The 18,733-nt window shown below is 41.2% G+C and carries 14 protein-coding genes; 1 reads left to right on the forward strand and 13 read right to left on the reverse strand.

Annotation, left to right across the window (positions count from 1 at the left end):
- Nucleotides 1-66: 66 nt before the first annotated feature.
- On the reverse strand, nt 67-3,996 hold the full coding sequence (locus tag ACZ5B7_RS27640) for a PAS domain S-box protein (protein WP_464491769.1): 3,930 nt from the start codon (nt 3,994-3,996) through the stop codon (nt 67-69).
- Between the two features lie 251 nt (nt 3,997-4,247).
- Here ACZ5B7_RS27640 and ACZ5B7_RS27645 point away from each other — a divergent pair, with 251 nt between their 5' ends.
- On the forward strand, nt 4,248-4,961 hold the full coding sequence (locus ACZ5B7_RS27645) for a DUF421 domain-containing protein (RefSeq protein ID WP_464491770.1): 714 nt from the start codon (nt 4,248-4,250) through the stop codon (nt 4,959-4,961).
- Between the two features lie 66 nt (nt 4,962-5,027).
- Here the strand turns inward: ACZ5B7_RS27645 and ACZ5B7_RS27650 are convergent, their stop codons facing one another.
- The 12 genes from ACZ5B7_RS27650 to larE form a co-directional block, all read right to left on the reverse strand.
- Nucleotides 5,028-5,156, reverse strand: a complete 129-nt coding sequence (locus ACZ5B7_RS27650) for a hypothetical protein (RefSeq protein WP_464491771.1) — start codon at nt 5,154-5,156, stop codon at nt 5,028-5,030.
- Nucleotides 5,157-5,294: 138 nt separating this feature from the next.
- On the reverse strand, nt 5,295-6,644 hold the full coding sequence (locus tag ACZ5B7_RS27655; RefSeq protein ID WP_464491772.1) for a hypothetical protein: 1,350 nt from the start codon (nt 6,642-6,644) through the stop codon (nt 5,295-5,297).
- A gap of 234 nt (nt 6,645-6,878) precedes the next feature.
- Nucleotides 6,879-8,039 (reverse strand): Ger(x)C family spore germination protein, encoded by a 1,161-nt coding sequence (locus tag ACZ5B7_RS27660; protein WP_464491773.1) that lies wholly within the window; start codon nt 8,037-8,039, stop codon nt 6,879-6,881.
- Entirely contained in the window at nt 8,036-9,496 is a 1,461-nt protein-coding gene (locus ACZ5B7_RS27665) for a spore germination protein (RefSeq protein WP_464491774.1), read from the reverse strand. Before ACZ5B7_RS27665 ends, ACZ5B7_RS27660 begins: the two co-directional genes overlap by 4 nt.
- Nucleotides 9,462-10,589, reverse strand: coding sequence for a GerAB/ArcD/ProY family transporter (locus ACZ5B7_RS27670; RefSeq protein ID WP_464491775.1), 1,128 nt, complete (start codon nt 10,587-10,589; stop codon nt 9,462-9,464). Before ACZ5B7_RS27670 ends, ACZ5B7_RS27665 begins: the two co-directional genes overlap by 35 nt.
- Nucleotides 10,590-10,885: 296 nt before the next feature.
- A complete protein-coding gene (locus ACZ5B7_RS27675) occupies nt 10,886-11,185 on the reverse strand; it encodes a hypothetical protein (RefSeq protein WP_464491776.1) in 300 nt (99 codons plus the stop codon).
- A 171-nt stretch (nt 11,186-11,356) separates the two neighbouring features.
- Complete coding sequence (locus tag ACZ5B7_RS27680; protein WP_464491777.1) at nt 11,357-11,938, reverse strand: DUF456 domain-containing protein; 582 nt, start codon at nt 11,936-11,938, stop codon at nt 11,357-11,359.
- A 47-nt stretch (nt 11,939-11,985) separates the two neighbouring features.
- Nucleotides 11,986-13,239, reverse strand: coding sequence for a nickel pincer cofactor-dependent isomerase, group 22 (locus ACZ5B7_RS27685; RefSeq protein ID WP_464491778.1), 1,254 nt, complete (start codon nt 13,237-13,239; stop codon nt 11,986-11,988).
- A gap of 107 nt (nt 13,240-13,346) precedes the next feature.
- Nucleotides 13,347-14,354 carry a 4-hydroxythreonine-4-phosphate dehydrogenase PdxA gene (pdxA, locus tag ACZ5B7_RS27690; RefSeq protein WP_423799857.1) on the reverse strand — a complete coding sequence of 336 codons (1,008 nt, stop codon included), beginning with the start codon at nt 14,352-14,354 and terminating at the stop codon, nt 13,347-13,349.
- Nucleotides 14,355-14,410: 56 nt separating this feature from the next.
- On the reverse strand, nt 14,411-15,766 hold the full coding sequence (locus ACZ5B7_RS27695) for a four-carbon acid sugar kinase family protein (RefSeq protein ID WP_464491779.1): 1,356 nt from the start codon (nt 15,764-15,766) through the stop codon (nt 14,411-14,413).
- A 288-nt stretch (nt 15,767-16,054) separates the two neighbouring features.
- Nucleotides 16,055-17,827, reverse strand: a complete 1,773-nt coding sequence (locus ACZ5B7_RS27700; RefSeq protein WP_464491780.1) for a PrpR N-terminal domain-containing protein — start codon at nt 17,825-17,827, stop codon at nt 16,055-16,057.
- A 43-nt stretch (nt 17,828-17,870) separates the two neighbouring features.
- Nucleotides 17,871-18,692, reverse strand: a complete 822-nt coding sequence (gene larE, locus ACZ5B7_RS27705) for an ATP-dependent sacrificial sulfur transferase LarE (RefSeq protein WP_464491781.1) — start codon at nt 18,690-18,692, stop codon at nt 17,871-17,873.
- Nucleotides 18,693-18,733: the final 41 nt, after the last annotated feature.

Here is an 18,733-nt window from a genome sequence, read left to right on the forward strand (position 1 = left end):
CCCCGCCGTCTTTTTTTATACTTTTTAGATTTTATTTTCATAGCAGCTAACAAAATCAGGCCCTCACTATAGCGGCAGCCTAACCTGTGCGGTGGTGCCGCAGTTTCCTTTGCTTTGGAAGGTGATCGTTCCATTGTGCTGCTTGATGATTCTAAAACAGATCATCAGGCCAAGGCCTGTCCCCTTTTCCTTGTTGCTGTAGAAAGGCTCACCAAGTCTTTTGATACGCTCTTCACTGATTCCAATTCCGTTATCGATTACCTGAAGCAGCAGCTGGTTACACTCAACCCCTACCGTGATTTTAATAAGACCTTTTCGTTTGGTATCCAACGCATCCATACTATTTTTGCAGAGATTCAACAGCACCTGTTTGATTTGGTTAGTGTCGCACATTATCGTCGGGAGATCTGGCTCTATTTCCAGCAGAATTTCCACATCCTTCAGGTGCGCCTCCGATTTGATTAAGGTCTCCACCTCTTTTAACAAAACTGGAATATTCACTTGCTTCAGCTGGATTTCCTGGGGTCTTGCCAGGGAAAGAAACTCCTTAATAATGTCCTCCACCCGGTCGAACTCGCCAAGTACCACATCAAAGTATTCGTCCCTGATGATTCCCTGCTGGAATAGCTGAATAAACCCTTTAATCGAGGTCATCGGATTTCTGATTTCATGGGCAACACCGGCCGCTAGCTCACCCACCAATGATAATTTTTCCGATTTCGATAGCAGCTCCTCTGCTCTTCTTTTCTCGGTAATATCATTGCTGACCACCATGATATGTTCCACTTCTCCATTCTCACCAATAACCGGCGTGCCATTACATTCCAGCAGTCTCCAATCCCCGTTCGCATGTAAAAAGCGAAGTTCCACTTTCATCGGAGATTTGCTATCCAACACCTCTGCAAATAGCTTCTCGATAAGCTGGGCATCTTCCGGATGAATCAGATGTGCCGTATTGTTTCCTATAAAAAATTCAGGAGCATAACCGAGTACGGTTTGATGAGACGGAGAGGCATAAACACTCTTTCCGTTCCGATCAAATAATATAATCAAATCGGTCATGTTCTCCGTAATCAACCGGTACTTATTTTCGCTATCATGCAAGGCTTTTTCCACTTTTCTTCTTTCCGTAATATCCACACACGAAGCGATGACCTCGACGACTTCCCCGCCTCGTTTAATCGGGCTTAACGCAGCAAGGTAGGTAACGCCATTCAGCTCGCCTTCGTAGGAAACATGTTCTTCCCCGTCCCAAGCCCTTTGATAATAAACTTCCTTTTCTTCGGCATACTCCTTAGGTAAAAACTCTGCTAAACTCTTTCCTACAACAAGACTAGGGATAAGGCCAAGCCGATACAGCAACTCCCCATCACACAGGGTATGAATGAAACGGCCATTAATTTTTTTATACTTAAAGGTCATCCCTTGCTGAAGGCGGATGGTTTCATTTAATTCTTTTCTCGCAATCCGGACGAATTCTTCCGCCCACTTGCGTTCGTTGACGTCTTGAGATAATCCGAATTCCTTCACCATCTGCTGAATGGCAAACCAATTGTTTTCAACTTCTTCGGCCGCTACAGGTTTTGTAAAAAAGTAACCCTGCCCTTCGTCACAAAGATGTTGCTGCAGGAACAATAACTGTTCCTTTGTCTCGATTCCTTCCGCTACCACACTCAAGTTTAAATTGTGCGCCATCGAAATGATCGTTTTGACAATGGTCTCGTCATTTGGGTTTTTGTGCACACGCTGGACAAACTCCTGATCAATTTTCAACGTATCCACCGGGAATTTTTGCAGGTAATTTAACGAACTAAATCCCTTTCCAAAATCGTCGATACTAATCCGTACACCAAGCTTTTTTAGCTTTTGTAACGTATAAATAGTCCGTTCAATGCTGGCCGTCATGCTTTCCGTGATCTCAAGCTCTAAAAATCGAGGCTCTAACTCCGTCTCGTACAAGACGATTGCAACGGTTTCATGCAAATTGGATTGCGTAAACTGACGGGCCGAGAGATTGACTGAGACCGTGGTGGAAAAACCTTTGCACTGCCAGTCCTTGCATTGCTTGCAGGCGGTATATAAGGCCCACTCGCCAATCGGAGTGATCAACCCAGTTTCTTCCGCAATCGGGATAAAGGTACCGGGAGCAATCATCCCGAATTCCGAATGGTTCCAGCGGATTAACGCCTCCACCCCGGTTATTTTCCCTGTTTTTAAATTCACCTTTGGCTGGTAATGAAGAAGCAGCTCTTCTTTTTCCAGCGCCTTATGGAGGTCCATCTCGATTTTTAATGGATTCATGTTGGATTTACGTTCTTTTTGGGAATAAAATTTAAAATTATTTTTTCCGTCATTCTTGGCATGGTACATAGCGAAATCGGCCTTTTTGATGAGGATTTCCACGTTTTCGCCATCCTCCGGGTACATGCTGATTCCAATGCTCGGAGATGTAAAAATATCATAGTTATCGATTTGGAAAGGCTCACTCAGAATATCGAGTATTCTTCTCGATACGATGGAAGCGACATCGCGATCGGCATTTTTTAATATAATGATAAATTCGTCCCCACCCTGTCTGAAAACAATGTCTTTATCATAGAGGGAAGATTTCATCCGTTCGGCTACTTCCTTTAACAATTGATCTCCTGTTGTATGACCAAGTGTATCGTTGATCAGTTTGAAGCGATCGAGATCTAAAAAGAGGATCGCCACCTGCTGGTTTCGTTCTTGAGCGAATAGCAGTTCCTTTGAAAGGGTCGAATTTAACTTATTTCGGTTGGGCAGGCCGGTTAAATAATCGTGGTAGGCCATATGCTCATTGATTTCTTCTATTTCGACCTGCTTCGTAATGTCCTGCGCAATGCCAAAGACGCCATTAATTTGCCCATCTGCAATGAGGGGGACAATGGTCACGTTGGCATGAACAATCAAGCCATTTCTATTTTTAATGGACGTTCGGAAATTTTGCGGTGTGCCATTTTTACATTGTTCAAAATGATAGATGGTATCTAGCAGTTTTTCCGAAGCAATGAACGAATGAAAAGAGATCGGCTTAAGTAATTCTTCTTTTCGATAGCCTGTAAGTTGTTCACATACGGAATTACAGCTTGTAAAATACCCATTTAAATCAAAAGAGTAGACACAGTTAGCATTATGTTCAAACAGCGATTTGTAACGCAGGTTATTGCCTTCTAATTCCTCCTGCAGTTTTTTATGTTTGGTAATGTCTTTGACAATACAATACACACCGACCATTTTGTCATCAATCATAATCGGAATGGTGGTTGTACTAGTGAAGAGAATGTCTCCGCTTTTATGGACGATTCTTAATTCCATCCGCTCGGAATGCCCATTTTTGGCAAGTTTATAAGCCCGATAGGTTTTAGGCAGGTCAGCTTCATAAACCCAATCTTTAAAAAACTTACTCATCAATTCTGTTTCACTATATCCAGTTAAAGCTTCACAGCTTTTATTAACACTCGTCACTTTCCCATTTAGATCCAGGGAACACACTAAATCATGGTTGTAGTTAAAGAGCGACTTATACCTTTTTTCGTTCATGATGAGCTGTTCCTGCAATTGTAGGGACTCTCTTTTTTGCTCGGTAATGTCATAGATAGACCCGCTAATAGCACTGACCTTTCCATTCGAATCCAAAATCGAATGGGTGCGATTCTCGATCCACCTTACTTCGCCATCCGAACGAATAATGCGATATTCCACGGTCGTCGGGCTGCCCGTAAGCTGCCGGGCGATTGCATGGTCAAGAATCCACCGGTCGTCCGGGTATACAGAGTTCCGCCACAGAAAAGGTTTATTCATAAAATCATCCTGTGTATACCCATAGATGGCGGCATTTCCCTTCGATACCCATAACGTATCCTTTGCCAAATCCCTATACCAAATCGTTAATTCCGGACTCTCAACTAATTTTCCTAACGCTTCATTCATCCCCATATGCTCATCAAAAAGGGCAGCAATCGACATGACCTTCATATGTAAAACTCCGCTCCTTCAAGACATATCCCTTAGCAGATACTGTGTTTTCCATTAATTGCCAAATATTCAAAATACTCTCCTTTCATTATACTATTTCTGCCAATAAAGAGAAATGGAAGAAACATAGGAAAAAGGTCATGATGCATGGGGACGGTTCTCGTGCCTCACTTCATAAACCGAATATTTGTCATAACTTCTGGTGAGATTATAAATAAGGTATATTTTTACAAATGGATGGTGAGTGTCGCGTGGTGGAGATTTTTGCGAGGGCGGTTGGTGCCTTTGTGGTGCTTTTTTTGTTAACAAGACTATTGGGGCGGAAGCAGGTTTCACAGCTTACGTTTTTTAATTATATTACCGGAATTTCGATTGGAACAATTGCCGGGTCGTTGACGGTTGACCCAACCTTGAAGGTTTCCTCAGGCTTTGTCAGCCTTTTAACATGGTGCGGACTGACTTTGCTGGTGGCTTTTTTCGATGTCAAATCAAGATCGTTCCGTAAAGTAGTAGAAGGTGAACCGGTCATTATTATCAAACAAGGGAAAATACTCGAGCATGTCTTGAAAAAACAGCTCCTCGACATGGATGAGCTGCAGGTCCTGTTAAGGAATAAGGATGTTTTTTCGATTGAGGAGGTGGATTATGCAATTTTGGAGACAAATGGAAAATTGTCTGTTTTGCTGAAGGAACAAAAGCAGCCATTGAAGTGCGGGGATTTACCATTACCGGCACAGGCATTAGGCGTGGTAGGGCCTCAAGCTGCACAGTTCCCGATTCCTATTCAGGTGATAGCGGACGGGAAAATCATTGATGAGAACCTTCAGCCATTTAACCTAGATATGGCCTGGGTCCATGAACAATTAGCCCAAGCAGGAACAGACCTATCAGAAGTCTTTTACGCAGAACTGCAAAAGGATGGCACTTTATATATTGATAAAAATACCGACCATTTTGTTCACTAAAGGTGAAGCAAAGGGACGGATCTCATGCATCATTTATGCACGAGAACCGTCCCCGCGTTCCATCTATTAAAACCATATCCTCTTATTATAATCATAGTCAGACACATCGTAATTCTCTTCTTCTATTGTTGGGGAATTTTCTTCACAAGGCTCCTCCGACGGGTTGTTGGCTAGTAGTTCCATTAATAGTTCCATTGCTGCATCCCCTTTCCTCTATCTATCTCTATTATAATGGAAGCGGTTACAACTTGTCCCCTGGTTTTTACTGGAAATGATAAACAAGGACGGCTCTTGTGCATCACCAAAATGATGCATGAGAACCGTCCCCGTGTATCACATTTCCTGCAGCAGACCGCGTTCGGCGAATAGTTGGCTTTTCATGGCTAGCTTGAGCAGCCCGGCGCTGCTCGGATAGAGTAAGCCGTCCTCTAGCAAATCTGGAATCTCGTTCACTTTAATAACTTGCAAATCCTTGCCCTCATGATTTTTCTTAAAGTTCATATCGGCAAATTCCAGGTTATCGACCACCAATAGAAACGAAAGCTCCGGCCTTAGCGAGACTAGGTCGACCACATTTCCGATAAACTCCAGATGCGCATCCTTCTTCTTCAGCAATTCTTTTATGTAAATAACGTCCTTGTGTTTATTAATGACCTCGAATTCATTCCCAGATTCATTATCCTCAAAATCCGCCCCATTAAAGGCCTCCTCAATCAATTCCCTAAATAAGGCCAACTCAATATTGAAATTTTGCTTGATGACAAGTTTTGAGGTAGTATCTTCTCTTTCAAAAATTTCAAAGCCGCCGGCCGGAATCAATTGCCAATAATTCGGCTTGATCGCTACGTCCTTCGATCGCTTAATCATCAGCGCCCGGTAGCTATTATTTTTATCCTTAAAAATCACTAGCATCTGTACACTTAACAAGGAATGGCGATTGCACCCTGTTGACACAACTTCCCTTTGTGTTTTCCCAGTATGGATTTTTTTTCGATAGGACAGCTCATTTAACAGCTCCTCACCCGATTTATCCAGTGCCTTCTCGCCTCTTTTTTGATAATACTTGTACATTTCATAATCGAGAATATGGCTGGTCACGACATTTTGCTCATACTGACATACTTTAGCTGAGAAACCTTCGATTCTATCGGCATTGTCCAAATAAAACTCATCCAATTCAAAGCCGACCAATTTTGGCCGTTTAATGGTAGATTTCATCATGTTAAAATACGCCTTTTGCCCCTTATCATACTCAAATTTTGGAAGGTCGGTACTATTCAGTTTTGCAAAGCCGGAAACCTTTTCATTGAAAGGATAGGAAAAATTATCTTTCGCTTCATGAATCAGAATCGGGTAGTCCCTGCCAAACAGGGTTAACAGGTTCAAATCGGAGTATATTTTTTTCAAGACTTCATTTTGCCATTTTACAAATTCTGGACTTGTGGATACCTCATAAAAATGCTCCCGCTTCAAATCATCTTTGTTAGGGCCATTTTTCTTACGGAAAAGATTGAGGATTGGCTTAAATAAATCCGCCAGCTCTTTTCCTTCCTTTAGAAGATACAAACCAGCTAGGATTATCACGGCAACCATGCCAATAACTTTCAGATTGGAATCCAAGATATATTTTATGATAAAGCCAACGCCTGGCCATTTTTCGATAATTGGCAACAACTCTTTCACAACAATCATCCCTACCTATGAATTAATCTATTAGTACTATGAAAATATTGAATTCAAAATATACATTACTATTATAATAGATAATAGGGAAAATTTACTATAAAAAATGAAAAGTTGAAACGGGAGTAAAGTACTTCGTAAAAAAAGCAATTTTGGGCTTTAAAACTAATAAAGCAACCTGCCGGTTATTAGCAAGCTGCTTTTAAAATGATGCATGTGAACCGTCCCCGTGCCTCAGAAATCCCCATTGCCTTTGAGGTCATATTTATAGGCATTATAATGAAAGACTTGTACCTTAACGGTAACTTTACTTAGGGATTTCTTATCTAAATAAAAGTTCTGTGATTTTTTTAATTGTTGGTATTGTTTAGCGTGGGCCCGATACCATTTTTCCCCGGCGTTTAGGACATCAATCTGGTCGTCTACCCCTTTTTTATAAATTGATTCAAGGTTCTTTTTTATATCGCTTTCAATTAATTTCTTTAATTTTTTCATGGGGATATCCTCTATTTTTTCCAGTAAATCAGCATGTGCAAAAAGCTCGATAGAAAACTTTGGTGAAGATGCGCCCTTTTCGTATTTTATTTTCATTTTTGGCGAAGTCAGCCTGACAGCAGCTACCAGCTTTCCGTTATTTATCACTTTCCGATCTAATGCAACCCTGTTTTCGAGCAGCCAATTAATATAAACTGCATCATTAAAAGGAAGAACTTTGATAAACTCTTTGTGCTGAAACACAGCATATCCATTAAAAAATAAAATGGGGAAGTTCTTTTTAGTCTTCCAGCTGTCTCTATCAATTTTAACTAAAGGCAGTTTGGCCGCCCCCATCGGTTCATAATAGTCTCTTAAAAAGCGCATGAGCGTGGTGGGTCTTATTTCATCCTCGGCCAGATCACTGCCATCTTTTTTAAAAATCACCGTATACACTGATGGATAATCGAATAATGCCTTTACATTAAAAACCTTTTGGATATCCTCATCTGTCGTTACGACTCTAAGTGTGGGGCGAAGTGAACGATTTCTGCCTACTTCTTTAATTACTTCTTTTGCCTTGTGTTTGATTAAACGCTGACTTAACACAAGTGTTTTAACGTGTCCAAAAAACAATGGCGGTTCTGACTTTTTATATAATTTACTTACTGCCAAATTTAGTGTTTCACCAGTGGCTGATGCCACAAAAGTCGGAATCGGTTCTACCGGCCTCCCTCCCTCTGTCTTTGCTACATTAGCAAAATTCAAACCTTGAATATACGCGGTATATTCCTTTTTTTTCACATCATAATCCATACCAATCGCCACGATATAAGTGATATCTTGAATATTTTTTATTCCCGTACAGCCGGTAAAGATTAGACAACATGAGAGAACCAATACGAGTTTCATTATTCTCATGATGGATTACCATCCCTTGTTGGATCATCTGGGCTCGTTGAGGCGGCTCTTGATTTGTATAAGCCATTAGGAAGTCTTAAGAATGACTTCATCACTTCTTTTAGGCTTATTGGTGCCACCGATGCGAGGTATGGAACCCCAAAGGAAGACAGCGTTGAAAAGTAAAAAATCGTTAAAATAAAGCCGCTCACCACTCCAAATAATCCGAAAAACGTACTAAGTAAAATAACAGAAAACCTGATAACCGTGATTCCTGTACTTAATGTTTGATTCACTAACGTAAAAGACGAAATATAGGTAATCGCAGTAACAACTAGCATGGTAGGAGAAGTTAATCCGGCCCTGATGGCAGCATCACCTACAATTAAGCCTCCCAATACCGCTACCGTTTGCCCAATCGCCCTCGGCAAGCGTACCCCTGCTTCATTAAATAGCTCAAATAAAAAGAGTATAATCACCATTTCGATGGGCGAAGACAAAGGCAGGCCGAAACGGGAGACTGCTATCGTCGCAACCATGGTGTACGGAATCTGTTCAATGTTAAAGGAGGATAAGGCAATCCACAAACCGGGTAAAAAGCCAGATATCATTAACCCTATCAGCCTGATGATCCTTTCGACTGAAACATACGCATAACTGATGTAATTGTCCTCAGGAGATTTGGTCTGTACCAGTAAACTAATGGGGGCGATAGATACAGTAGGATTCCCGTCCACCAGCAGAGCAAATCGACCTTGATTCAATCCCTGAACAATAAAGTCCGGTCTCCCTGTATAGTCCATAGTAGGAAAGACTGAATACGGACGATCTCGTACAAATGACTCAAGTTCATGAATACTCAATAAAATATCAGTTTCGACATTATCCAGCCTTTTGTGGATCTCATCAAGAACTCTTTGATCAATGACATCTTCTAAATACATGAGAGCGACTTTTGTTTTGCTTCTTTTCCCAATAATATATCTTTCCAAACATAAAGATGAGGTATTAAGTCTTCTCCGAATGAGGGAGATGTTTGTCTTTATGTCCTCAACAAACCCGTCCTTTGGGCCTCTTATCGAAGTCTCAAGCGCTGATTCTTCAGGGATTCGTTTCGGAAAGTCGCCGGCATCAATACTTAAAAGCACATCATCGATTTTGAATAGGACTCTTCCTTCAAAAAGTAAAGCGGATAAATCTTCAATTGTTCTCGAGGTGACATCATCTGCTTGAAAAAAGGATTTCAGTTTATATAGAACGGGAGCCTCTATATGAAACCCAAGTTTAGGCAATATGTATTGATCTAGAAAATTTAAATCGATTAAGCTTTGAAAATAAATGATATCAAAGCTTTCCCGTCCGGAAATGTGCACTTTAAAGATTAAATCCTGGCTCTTCACAAATTGATTTTTTAGCTCTTCAAGTTTATGATCAGCACTTCCGTTATGAGGTCGTTTCGAGCTTGGTGTCCTTGCCATGATGATCATCCCTTTTGTTAAAAACTAAAACAAGTACAACAGATACCAGGATTTGCACTAAAAAAAATGCCATGCATATCGGCAAAAAGTAATCATAAACAGCCTTATAGAAATAAAAAGTTTCGACTTTTATCATCATAAGACCGAATAAGAGGAGATACATAACGATCACAAGCTTTGGATTCAGCCTGTATGGTTGCTTCTTTGATGTGAAAAATGTGCATAGCAAATACATGAATAAGCCTACCCGGATTAATGCTCCACTCAGCCATTGGTATAAAGCAAAAAAGTCCAAATTGGAGATATATTCGCCGATACTTAAAATACGCCATTGCTCATAGGCAGGATAGCGAAAATTGACTGCGTCTGTTGGGCCAAATTCCATGATGCCTGCGGACAGCGGTCCCAATATTAAGCCCGTTAAAATGAATAATAAAACGAACATTTGTCTAAATTTAATCGGTTCTTGGGAATATGGCTGTAATAAAATAACCACGTATATCTCGAGGAGGCCGGCCAGTCCATAAATGGCCCCTTTCATTAAAGGGGCATAACCCTCGGCGAGAACGGGAAACAACAAACTAGGATCCTTATGATGAATGTTTGTAAATGCAATAAAGAACCCTAGCAACATCACAATCGGTAATAGGAATCCGCTCGCTATCGCCATTGCTTTTACCCCGCTTAGTGTGACAAGAAAACATACAGAAATTAGAATCATATTAATCATAAAAATGGGCGCGTCAGCTAGAAAATAGGCACTTAACCAAATCATTAAGTCCCTTAAGGTGACGTAGCAGCTGGATAACAAAAAGAGCATCATTGGAATGGACAGGATCGTCGAGAACACCTTTCCTAAACGTTGTTTCATCAATGAAAAGAAGCCCTCATTCGGACTTTTCTTGGCAATAAAGTAAACCAGCCATGAAAAGAAGATGGCAATCGGGTAAACCAAAATAACACTTAACCAGCTATCCCGACCAGCAGCAGTGAGCAAATTCGGGATAAGAATCACATGGTTAAGCAATCCAGTCGAAAGAATCAGCAACATAAACAACTGTCTTGGAAGCAAGATTTTTACTAAACTCTGCATATAAATCTCCATTTTGAGGATAAGTTGGCTTTATTATCCCCGCTGAGGGAAATTATATGTAGGTGAGACACGGGGACGGTTCTTTTGCTTCATGGCAGCGGGAGGGGATTTTCTTTGCGAGAATATGAATGTCTGCATCAGAATTTATATTTTCATAATAAATAAAACAGCCTGCCAATTTTTATTAGCAAGCTGCTTTCGAAATGGGGAATGAGACCGGCCCTATGTTTCCGGTTCTTGTACCTCAGAATAACGAAAATGAGGCACGAGAACCGTCCCCGTACATCACCCATGATTCAAAGCTTCCACTCCGGAAAGTCCGTCTCTTTTTGTTTTTCATACTCTCTCATTCTGGAGTATGAGTTTCCCAGCCTTCTTACAATGTTTCCTTGTTGGCTCGCTGTTACTTCCTTACCCTTCAACTCTTCATATTTATTCTTTGCAAACATGTTTGCCACATTAGCTAAACTTTCAATCGTGTCCATTAATTCAGGGTGATCACTGTTATACCTCTTGGCGATGGAGTAAATATAATCAAGTCTATTTTGAATAAGCTGAAGCGTTTCGATATCAAACTGTTCCTGTTCCTTTTTCATCACATTCCACTCCTTATCATATCCTTATGTTTAAAAAGTGATAATGGAACTAAATAAAAAATAAATAAAAGTGGAATAGTTTCATGTGATGAAATTACTATTTTGATTCCCAAGTAAAATAGTGATACAGCGAAAAGGGATAGCCGACGAAACCCACCCAAGAAGGACCTTTTAGAAAATTACATCAAAAGCAAACACACCAATCATAATCAGCTGGATAACGGCCTTTGCAACCGTCCCGCTTAAAAAGGCAAGCAAGGTAGCAAACGCCACTTTCGTGGATTCTAGGAAGGATTTTTTTTGCAGCATTTCCGTGATTAATACCAAAACAAACGGGACAATAATGACGCCAAAAGGCGGAACCACAAAGCTTCCGATGATTAGCCCCAGAGTTGCCGCCCGTGTCCCCCATTTAGAACCGCCAGCTTTATCGACAAAGTGTAGATTTGCCAAATAATCCGACAAAAATAAAACAATTGTCAATAAGGCAAGCATGGTCCACGAAAGCCAAGAAAGTTCGTTTGGGTTAATTCCAAAGTGATACAGCACTACCCCTGCCCAAATGAGCAGCACTGACGGGATAATCGGGTATACAAGACCGACAAAACTAAACAAAAAGCATGCAATGATAATAATCCAGAATACAATACCGAGAATAATAATTACCTCTCTCCATTTAAATTCTATCAACATCATTTCTATATTATGTAAAAATATTCCTCTTTCCAATACATATAAAAAAACAGCTTCCAACTTGAAAGCTGCTTTTAATAATGATGCACAAGAACCGTCCCCATGCATCAATGCATTGGCAAGAAATACCCGTCTTGGTCGAATTTCATTTCTTGGAGTTCTTCTAATACTTCGATGTTTTCTTTGTCTTTTAGTTCGTTGAAGATGACTTCTGATACATATAGTTCGCCGATGTGGAGGGTGTTTGGAATCCGTACGATTCTTGCTTCTTCCGGTGCCACTCCCCAGGTAGCGCGCAGTGCTGCTTTCAATGCTTCTTGGTCGTTGTCCAGGACAATCGGAATACTTGCACGTGCCAAGAAGGTACTGGTGACGACATTTTCGTTCATGGTTTTGATATCGATTTTTTCAAATAAACGCTTGGTAGTTAAATCCGCTAAGCCGATTCCTAAAGCGTTTCCGTGGCTGACCTCGCTTAAATTGGAGGCTATGACATATTTGATGCTTGGCTTTTTCGGCTCTTCTACGCCCAAGACCCGGATCCGGCCGATAATGTTTGTATCAAAGCCGGTACCGCTATAGTTTTTGCCGATTTCATCGACGAGCAAAATATCCATTTCGTCGACTGGCAGGCTTGGCATCAAGGTAAATGCTTTTTTCAATAATTCTCTTTCACGTTCTTCGATTTGGTCCGGTTCAATAGCTTCAATGATTGCCGTTTCTTCATGAGCATTTTCCACAATGCCAATTCCAAATAGAGTATTGGACTTGGCAATCGCCACTTTCCCTACTTCAGGCATCATTTCGCTGATTCCTTTAATGCCATAAGTATGTAAAGCCAGGGCTTGTTTATGCTTACCCATTCCGATGGACGCCATTTTTAAGACGCCGCTTTCAATTTTATTTTTAAAATCTGTATGCGGCTTGATGCGGCCCATCACGATGATGCCATCTGCATTGTAAGCTATTTTGTCTACATAAACAGGGATTCCTTCTGACGTTACGCCAACTTCCACGACATCCATGGAGGAACGGATTTCGCAGCCAGTGTATTCTTCGGTTACACCTAAGCTTTCCACCATCTCTTTTTGCCCTTCAGCTGTAGCACCGCCGTGGCTTCCCATTGCCGGAAAGACAAATGGAGTTGCGCCTCTCTTCCTAATTTCATCCGCCACGCTCTTCACGATTAACGGGATATTGTTAATCCCCCGGCTGCCAACAGTAATAGCAATCTCCATGCCCGGCTTGATTTTTTCATCGGCCTTGACAGCCGTGAATTGCTCAGTAATCGTTCCAGGGATATCCTGTAAGCTTTCCACTTGAAATTTTTGTCTTATTTTCGCCATTTTAGGAAAAGACATTGTACTACTCCCCTTTCAAAAATAAACACCGTATTCATAAAAGAATTTCACACATACAAAGGCAGCAAGAGATCAGATAATGACCTCTTGCTTCTATTTCATCGTATTTATATTGCCAAGTTCTCAGGAGCCAATTCAATGGCCATGCGGATTGCTTCTTTTAATGATTGCTCATCCGCAATATTTTTTCCAGCAATATCAAACGCGGTTCCGTGGTCAACGCTGGTACGGATTGTTGGCAGACCAACAGTAATATTTACGCCTGCTTCCAGACCCAATACTTTAATTGGTCCATGGCCTTGGTCATGATATTGTGCGACAACAATATCAAAATCACCGCGTCTTGCTCTGAAGAACAAGGTATCAGCAGGAAGCGGACCTTGTACATTAATACCTTCTGCCTGCGCTTTTTCTATAGCAGGAACAATTTTTTCTTCTTCTTCACCATGTCCAAACAGGCCATTTTCACCGGCATGCGGATTGATGCCGCAAACTGCAATACGCGGAGACTTGATCCCTGCTTTTTGCAATGTATCATGCGCAAGTTTGATGACCGTATATTGACGCTCAGCATTAATTTTATGAATAGCGTCAAGAAGGCCGATATGGGTAGTTACATGGATCACCCGTAGGTTTGGTGCAGAAAGCATCATCGCGAAATCCTTTGTATTGGTCAATTCAGCCAAAATTTCAGTGTGGCCAGGATACATATGGCCGGCTTTGTGAAGTGCTTCTTTATTTAAAGGAGCGGTACAAATGCCGTGAATTCTTTGTTCGTTCGCAAAAGAAATGGATTTTTCCAAGTAACGGAATGCTGCATTTCCAGCCTCTGGAGAAACTTGTCCCCAAGGTAAATCTTCGGAAACTAAATCTAGATCGATAATATCGATAGTTCCGTATTCATACTTGGCATCTTCAGGATTTGCAATGCTGTTTAATTGAAGATCAACATTGGTAACACCTAAAGCTCTTTTTAAAATTTTTAAATCGCCGACTACAAATGGGCGGCAGTTTTCATAGACGTTTTTGTCATTCAAGGACTTCACGATAATTTCCGGTCCGACACCTGAGGGGTCTCCCATTGTAATTGCAATAATTGGTTTATTTGCTGCCATTTTCGTTTCCTCCCGTTATTCTATTTTAAAAATATCTTCATATAAAAGAGTTGCAATTAGCCACACACATAAGACGGATCAGTATGACGCCAATCGCGGTTTTTAACATGAGCATTTACATCCGTTATGGTTTGTAAAGCATTGGCGAGGGCTTGGTCCGTTCCAAAGGCACCCGCTTTGGTCACAAGCGGCAAACCGTCAAAGAAGCCTCCGAACAATTTCCCATAAGGAATCCCGGCCTCCACTTCACCAATGACGCGAATCCCTTCACCGTTCAATACCTTACAGGCGGCTCCAGCAATATCCCCGCCGGTTAAAACTGCCCCGCAGATAGGCTTGCTATCAATTAATTGGCCGGCGATCACGCCCATCGATTCGGCAATGGTATATCCTACATCAAAGTTCGATAATCCAAGCTTCTGCTGTAGGTCCTTCACCCCATTAATAGCTTCTCGTTCGCGATTGGTCGTGACTACTAGATCGCCTTTTTCCAGCAACGCCTGGCCAGCTTTCACAATCCGTTCGATTTCCCGTTTTCTTCTATCTTCATAAAAGAATTCTTCCGGGGAAATGACAATTTCTTTGACATGATAGTTGTCTTTCAAGACTTGAATTTGCCGGTCAATGACAGGATTTACACTACCTGCAACGACCAGGACTGGAAGCCGTTCACCCGACTGTTGATGACGTAATCGCTCTTCGGGCTGGCCCGTATTGAAAAGATGATAGGCAATTCCAGCTGAACCTACCCAAAGGAAATTCTCCTTTAAAAATTCTGCAGCTTCGACTATAGTTTTTAGTTCCTCATCAGTCGTTGCATCTACAATAATAATTTTTGAAACACTTTCCGAGGATAGCTCATTCATTTTTTTAAATAAATGGTTTTTTCCTTTTCGTACATCGGAAATGGAAATGATTGCGACTTCCCGTTTGCTCTGCTCCTGCAGCAACTTGGGCAGGTAGCTTTCGGTTACTGGGCAGACTGGATCCTGAGCGATCGGTGTTTCCTCTAAAAGAACACCATTCACATAATGATTTCCGTTCATGGTCACGCGATTGCTTTTCGGAAAAGCCGGAACCACAAACGAGGTTTTTAACTTATATGCATCCATGACGGCATCGATTTCCGGACCAATATTTCCCCGCATGGTAGAATCAATTTTCTTGAAAACTTTTGAAACAGACAATTTATTCAATTGTGCAGCTAGATTAAAAACCGCTTCATAAGCCTTTTCAGACGTTAAGGCACGGCTATCTGAATTTAAGACAATCACATCTGCACGTAAATGTGCTGGCTGTAATTGCGTTTCGGCAAATAACACTGTCGTGTTTAACCCTTGTTTGGCAAATTGCACGCCCGTATCATTGGCACCCGTTAAATCGTCTGCTATAACCGCAAGTTTCACCTGCATCCCGACCCCCTTTTACGCTAATTCTAGTTTGTCTTGTCTCGAGTTTTATTATTTTTCAACTGACTTAAATCGCCTATACATACTGGTATGATAAGTTCTGCAACAGATCAGTTGATTTTTAATTAAAGGCTCTAGATGCCGTTTTATTTTTCATCTAAAAACGCTTTCAGCACTATTAATATTAAAACAAAATGTTGCATTTGGCAATATATATAGAAAAAATGTCATAAAAACTTTCATTTTATTGCGTTTTGCAACACATCTGCCACAAAAAAAAGACACAAGCTATTATTTAAGCTTGCGCCACAGTGTGGAGCGGTTTATGCCAAGGCGTTTGGCTGCTTTTGATTGGTTTAAGCCTTCTTCTTCAAGAACTTTGGTGATGACTTGTTTTTCAATTGCCTCTAATGTACCGGTTAAATCGATAGGAGTTAAGGCTTCATCCTTTTTCTCCGGCTGCTCGCATTTTGCTAAAACCGCCCCCACATCTTCTTTTTCAATGTAATAAGAACTTGTTTGTTTAAACAATTGTTCGATTACTTGCTTTAGCTGCTCCACATTACCCGGCCAATCATAACGGGCAAGCTCGGCCAAAGCATCGGTGCGAATTCCAACGACAGCGTTTCCATATTTCGGATGAAGGTCAGATATAAAAACATGAACTAAATCCTCTATATCCTCCCGGCGTTCCCGGAGTAGCGGGATGTAAATTTTTTGCTGACCGAGTGTAGAGTATAGGTCACGATCAAACGTGCCGGTTTTTATCTTTTCTTCCATGTTGTTTTCGGATGACACCAGCCACTTTACTTTTGTGTGATGAGCATTCTTGACGAAATGGTATAACTCTTTTTGCATATCTGCGCTCAATTGGTCAATGTTTTTTACATAAATGACTCCATGAGCATATTTTTCAAAAAAGTCACTCATGAAATTCCCCAGCTGCTCTTTACTTAATAAATCACCATGGAGCACAACAAACGGGTCGTACAGGTTATTCCTTTTCACATAAATGGTGTGGGCCGCTAATTCTTTTCCATTACCCTTCCCACCGGAAATCCACACAGGTTCATCGTTTGCACTGTATTGATCAATCTGTTTTAACACCTTCTGAATCGGCTCGCTTTTTCCCGAAATCGGGACATACGAAGCGGACGTATGGAATTCGATAGCATTTTTCGCTTCCCTCTCCCCAACCTGCAAGGCAGCTTGGTTCTGAATATTTTTTTCAAAAAATAAAGCAATCGCACCATTTTGCGGACAAGCAGTGATATTCCAGAATGACTGATTAATGTGAATGGTTCTTGTTTGCTTTTCCTTCATTAATACCGTTTCTTGAATCAGCTTTTTTATATCGTTGGAATTTTCAACAATCATCCAATGAAATTCGCGATTGAAACGTTCATTCCCGTAAATGAGTTTCTCCTCTTTGTTAAAAATACCGATTGGTTGTTCGTTACAATCAAGAATGGATTGAAATAATGAAACGTCCTGCTGCAGCTGTGAGAAGATGCGATGGGATCTTTTCGCTTCTTCCAATGCTTCCATAATCGCTTCCTTGCCGGAAGTGATCAGCACTCCGGTCAGTCCCAACTGTTTGGCAGCTTGGACCGTGACCACGTCACCGATAATCACTTCATAGCCATGCTTCTTTAAATTCGTTAAGATTTCTTTAACCTCAGTATCTTTTGAAATCGTTAGTGTTTTAATATCCAAATCAAGAATCTTACAGATTGTTGCAGCACCTTGGGTAATATTCGAAAATCCAACAATCGCCGATTTCCGGGAAAACCCTTTTACAAGAGTGATGATGCGTAATACATCATAGCCTGTCACCTGAATGTCAATCACAGGGATTGATACGGCCTCCTGAATCAAGGACGCTGTACCACCGCGGCTGATGATGACGTGATAGCCGTTATTTTCGGCTTCTTTTGCAACAGCCACCCCTTCATATAGGTTTCCTAATTCGATATCAAGTTGAAAATCTTTGACTTCCTGCTGAATCTCTTTCATCATTTCGTATAGCCCCTCATATGGGACAATAACCAACGCTTTAATCATGTTCCCCTCACCTACTAAATTTCCTCTATTCTTTTATTTTCCATCAGGATTCACCTTTAGTAAAGCTCGGTGTTAGTACTTTATTCATGCTGCCGCTCATATAGCCCTGAAGATCAAGAGTGACATATTTATAGCCAAACGCTCGAAGGTTTTCTTGGATTTCTTGGTGGTTTGCTAAAATTAACTGCATATCTTGAGGTTCAACCTCAATTCTGGCGATCTCTTCATGCGTCCGGACACGAACTTGCCGAATCCCTAGTAATTTTAAATACGCTTCAGATTTTTCTACCTTTGTTAATTTTTCCTGCGTGATCCGTTCACCATAGGCAATGCGGGATGATAAGCAGGCTAAGGATGGTTTTTCCCAGGTAGGCAGGTTTAATTGCTTGGAAAGCTCACGAATTTCCTCTTTAAAAAGATTCGCCTCCTGAAGCGGCCCGCGGACGCCATGCTCTCTCGCTGCACGGACGCCAGGACGATGTTCACTCATGTCATCGGCGATTAAACCATAGACCACGTTTTGAAATCCCTTCTCGTGCATAATCGGTACAATTTCTTCGAACAACCCATTTTTGCAAAAATAGCATCGGTTCCGGTCATTTTCTGCGTAGCCCGGAATATTCAGTTCAGAGGTTTCAATTACTTGGTGTGTGGCCCCGATCAGCTTGGCGAGCTTTTTAGCTTCTTCTAGTTCACTTGAAGGGTATGTTTCAGAATCTGCCGTTACAGCCAATACGTTTTGCACTCCTAAAACATCAACCGCCACTTTTAATAATAACGTACTGTCGACACCTCCGGAAAAAGCAACAACCACATTGCCCATCTCTATTAAGATATCTTTCAAACGCTCATATTTCTCGTTCATGCAGATTTCCACCTATCTATATTTTCGTATATATTTTATTG

It is taken from the genome of Neobacillus sp. S1115 (assembly GCF_055385565.1).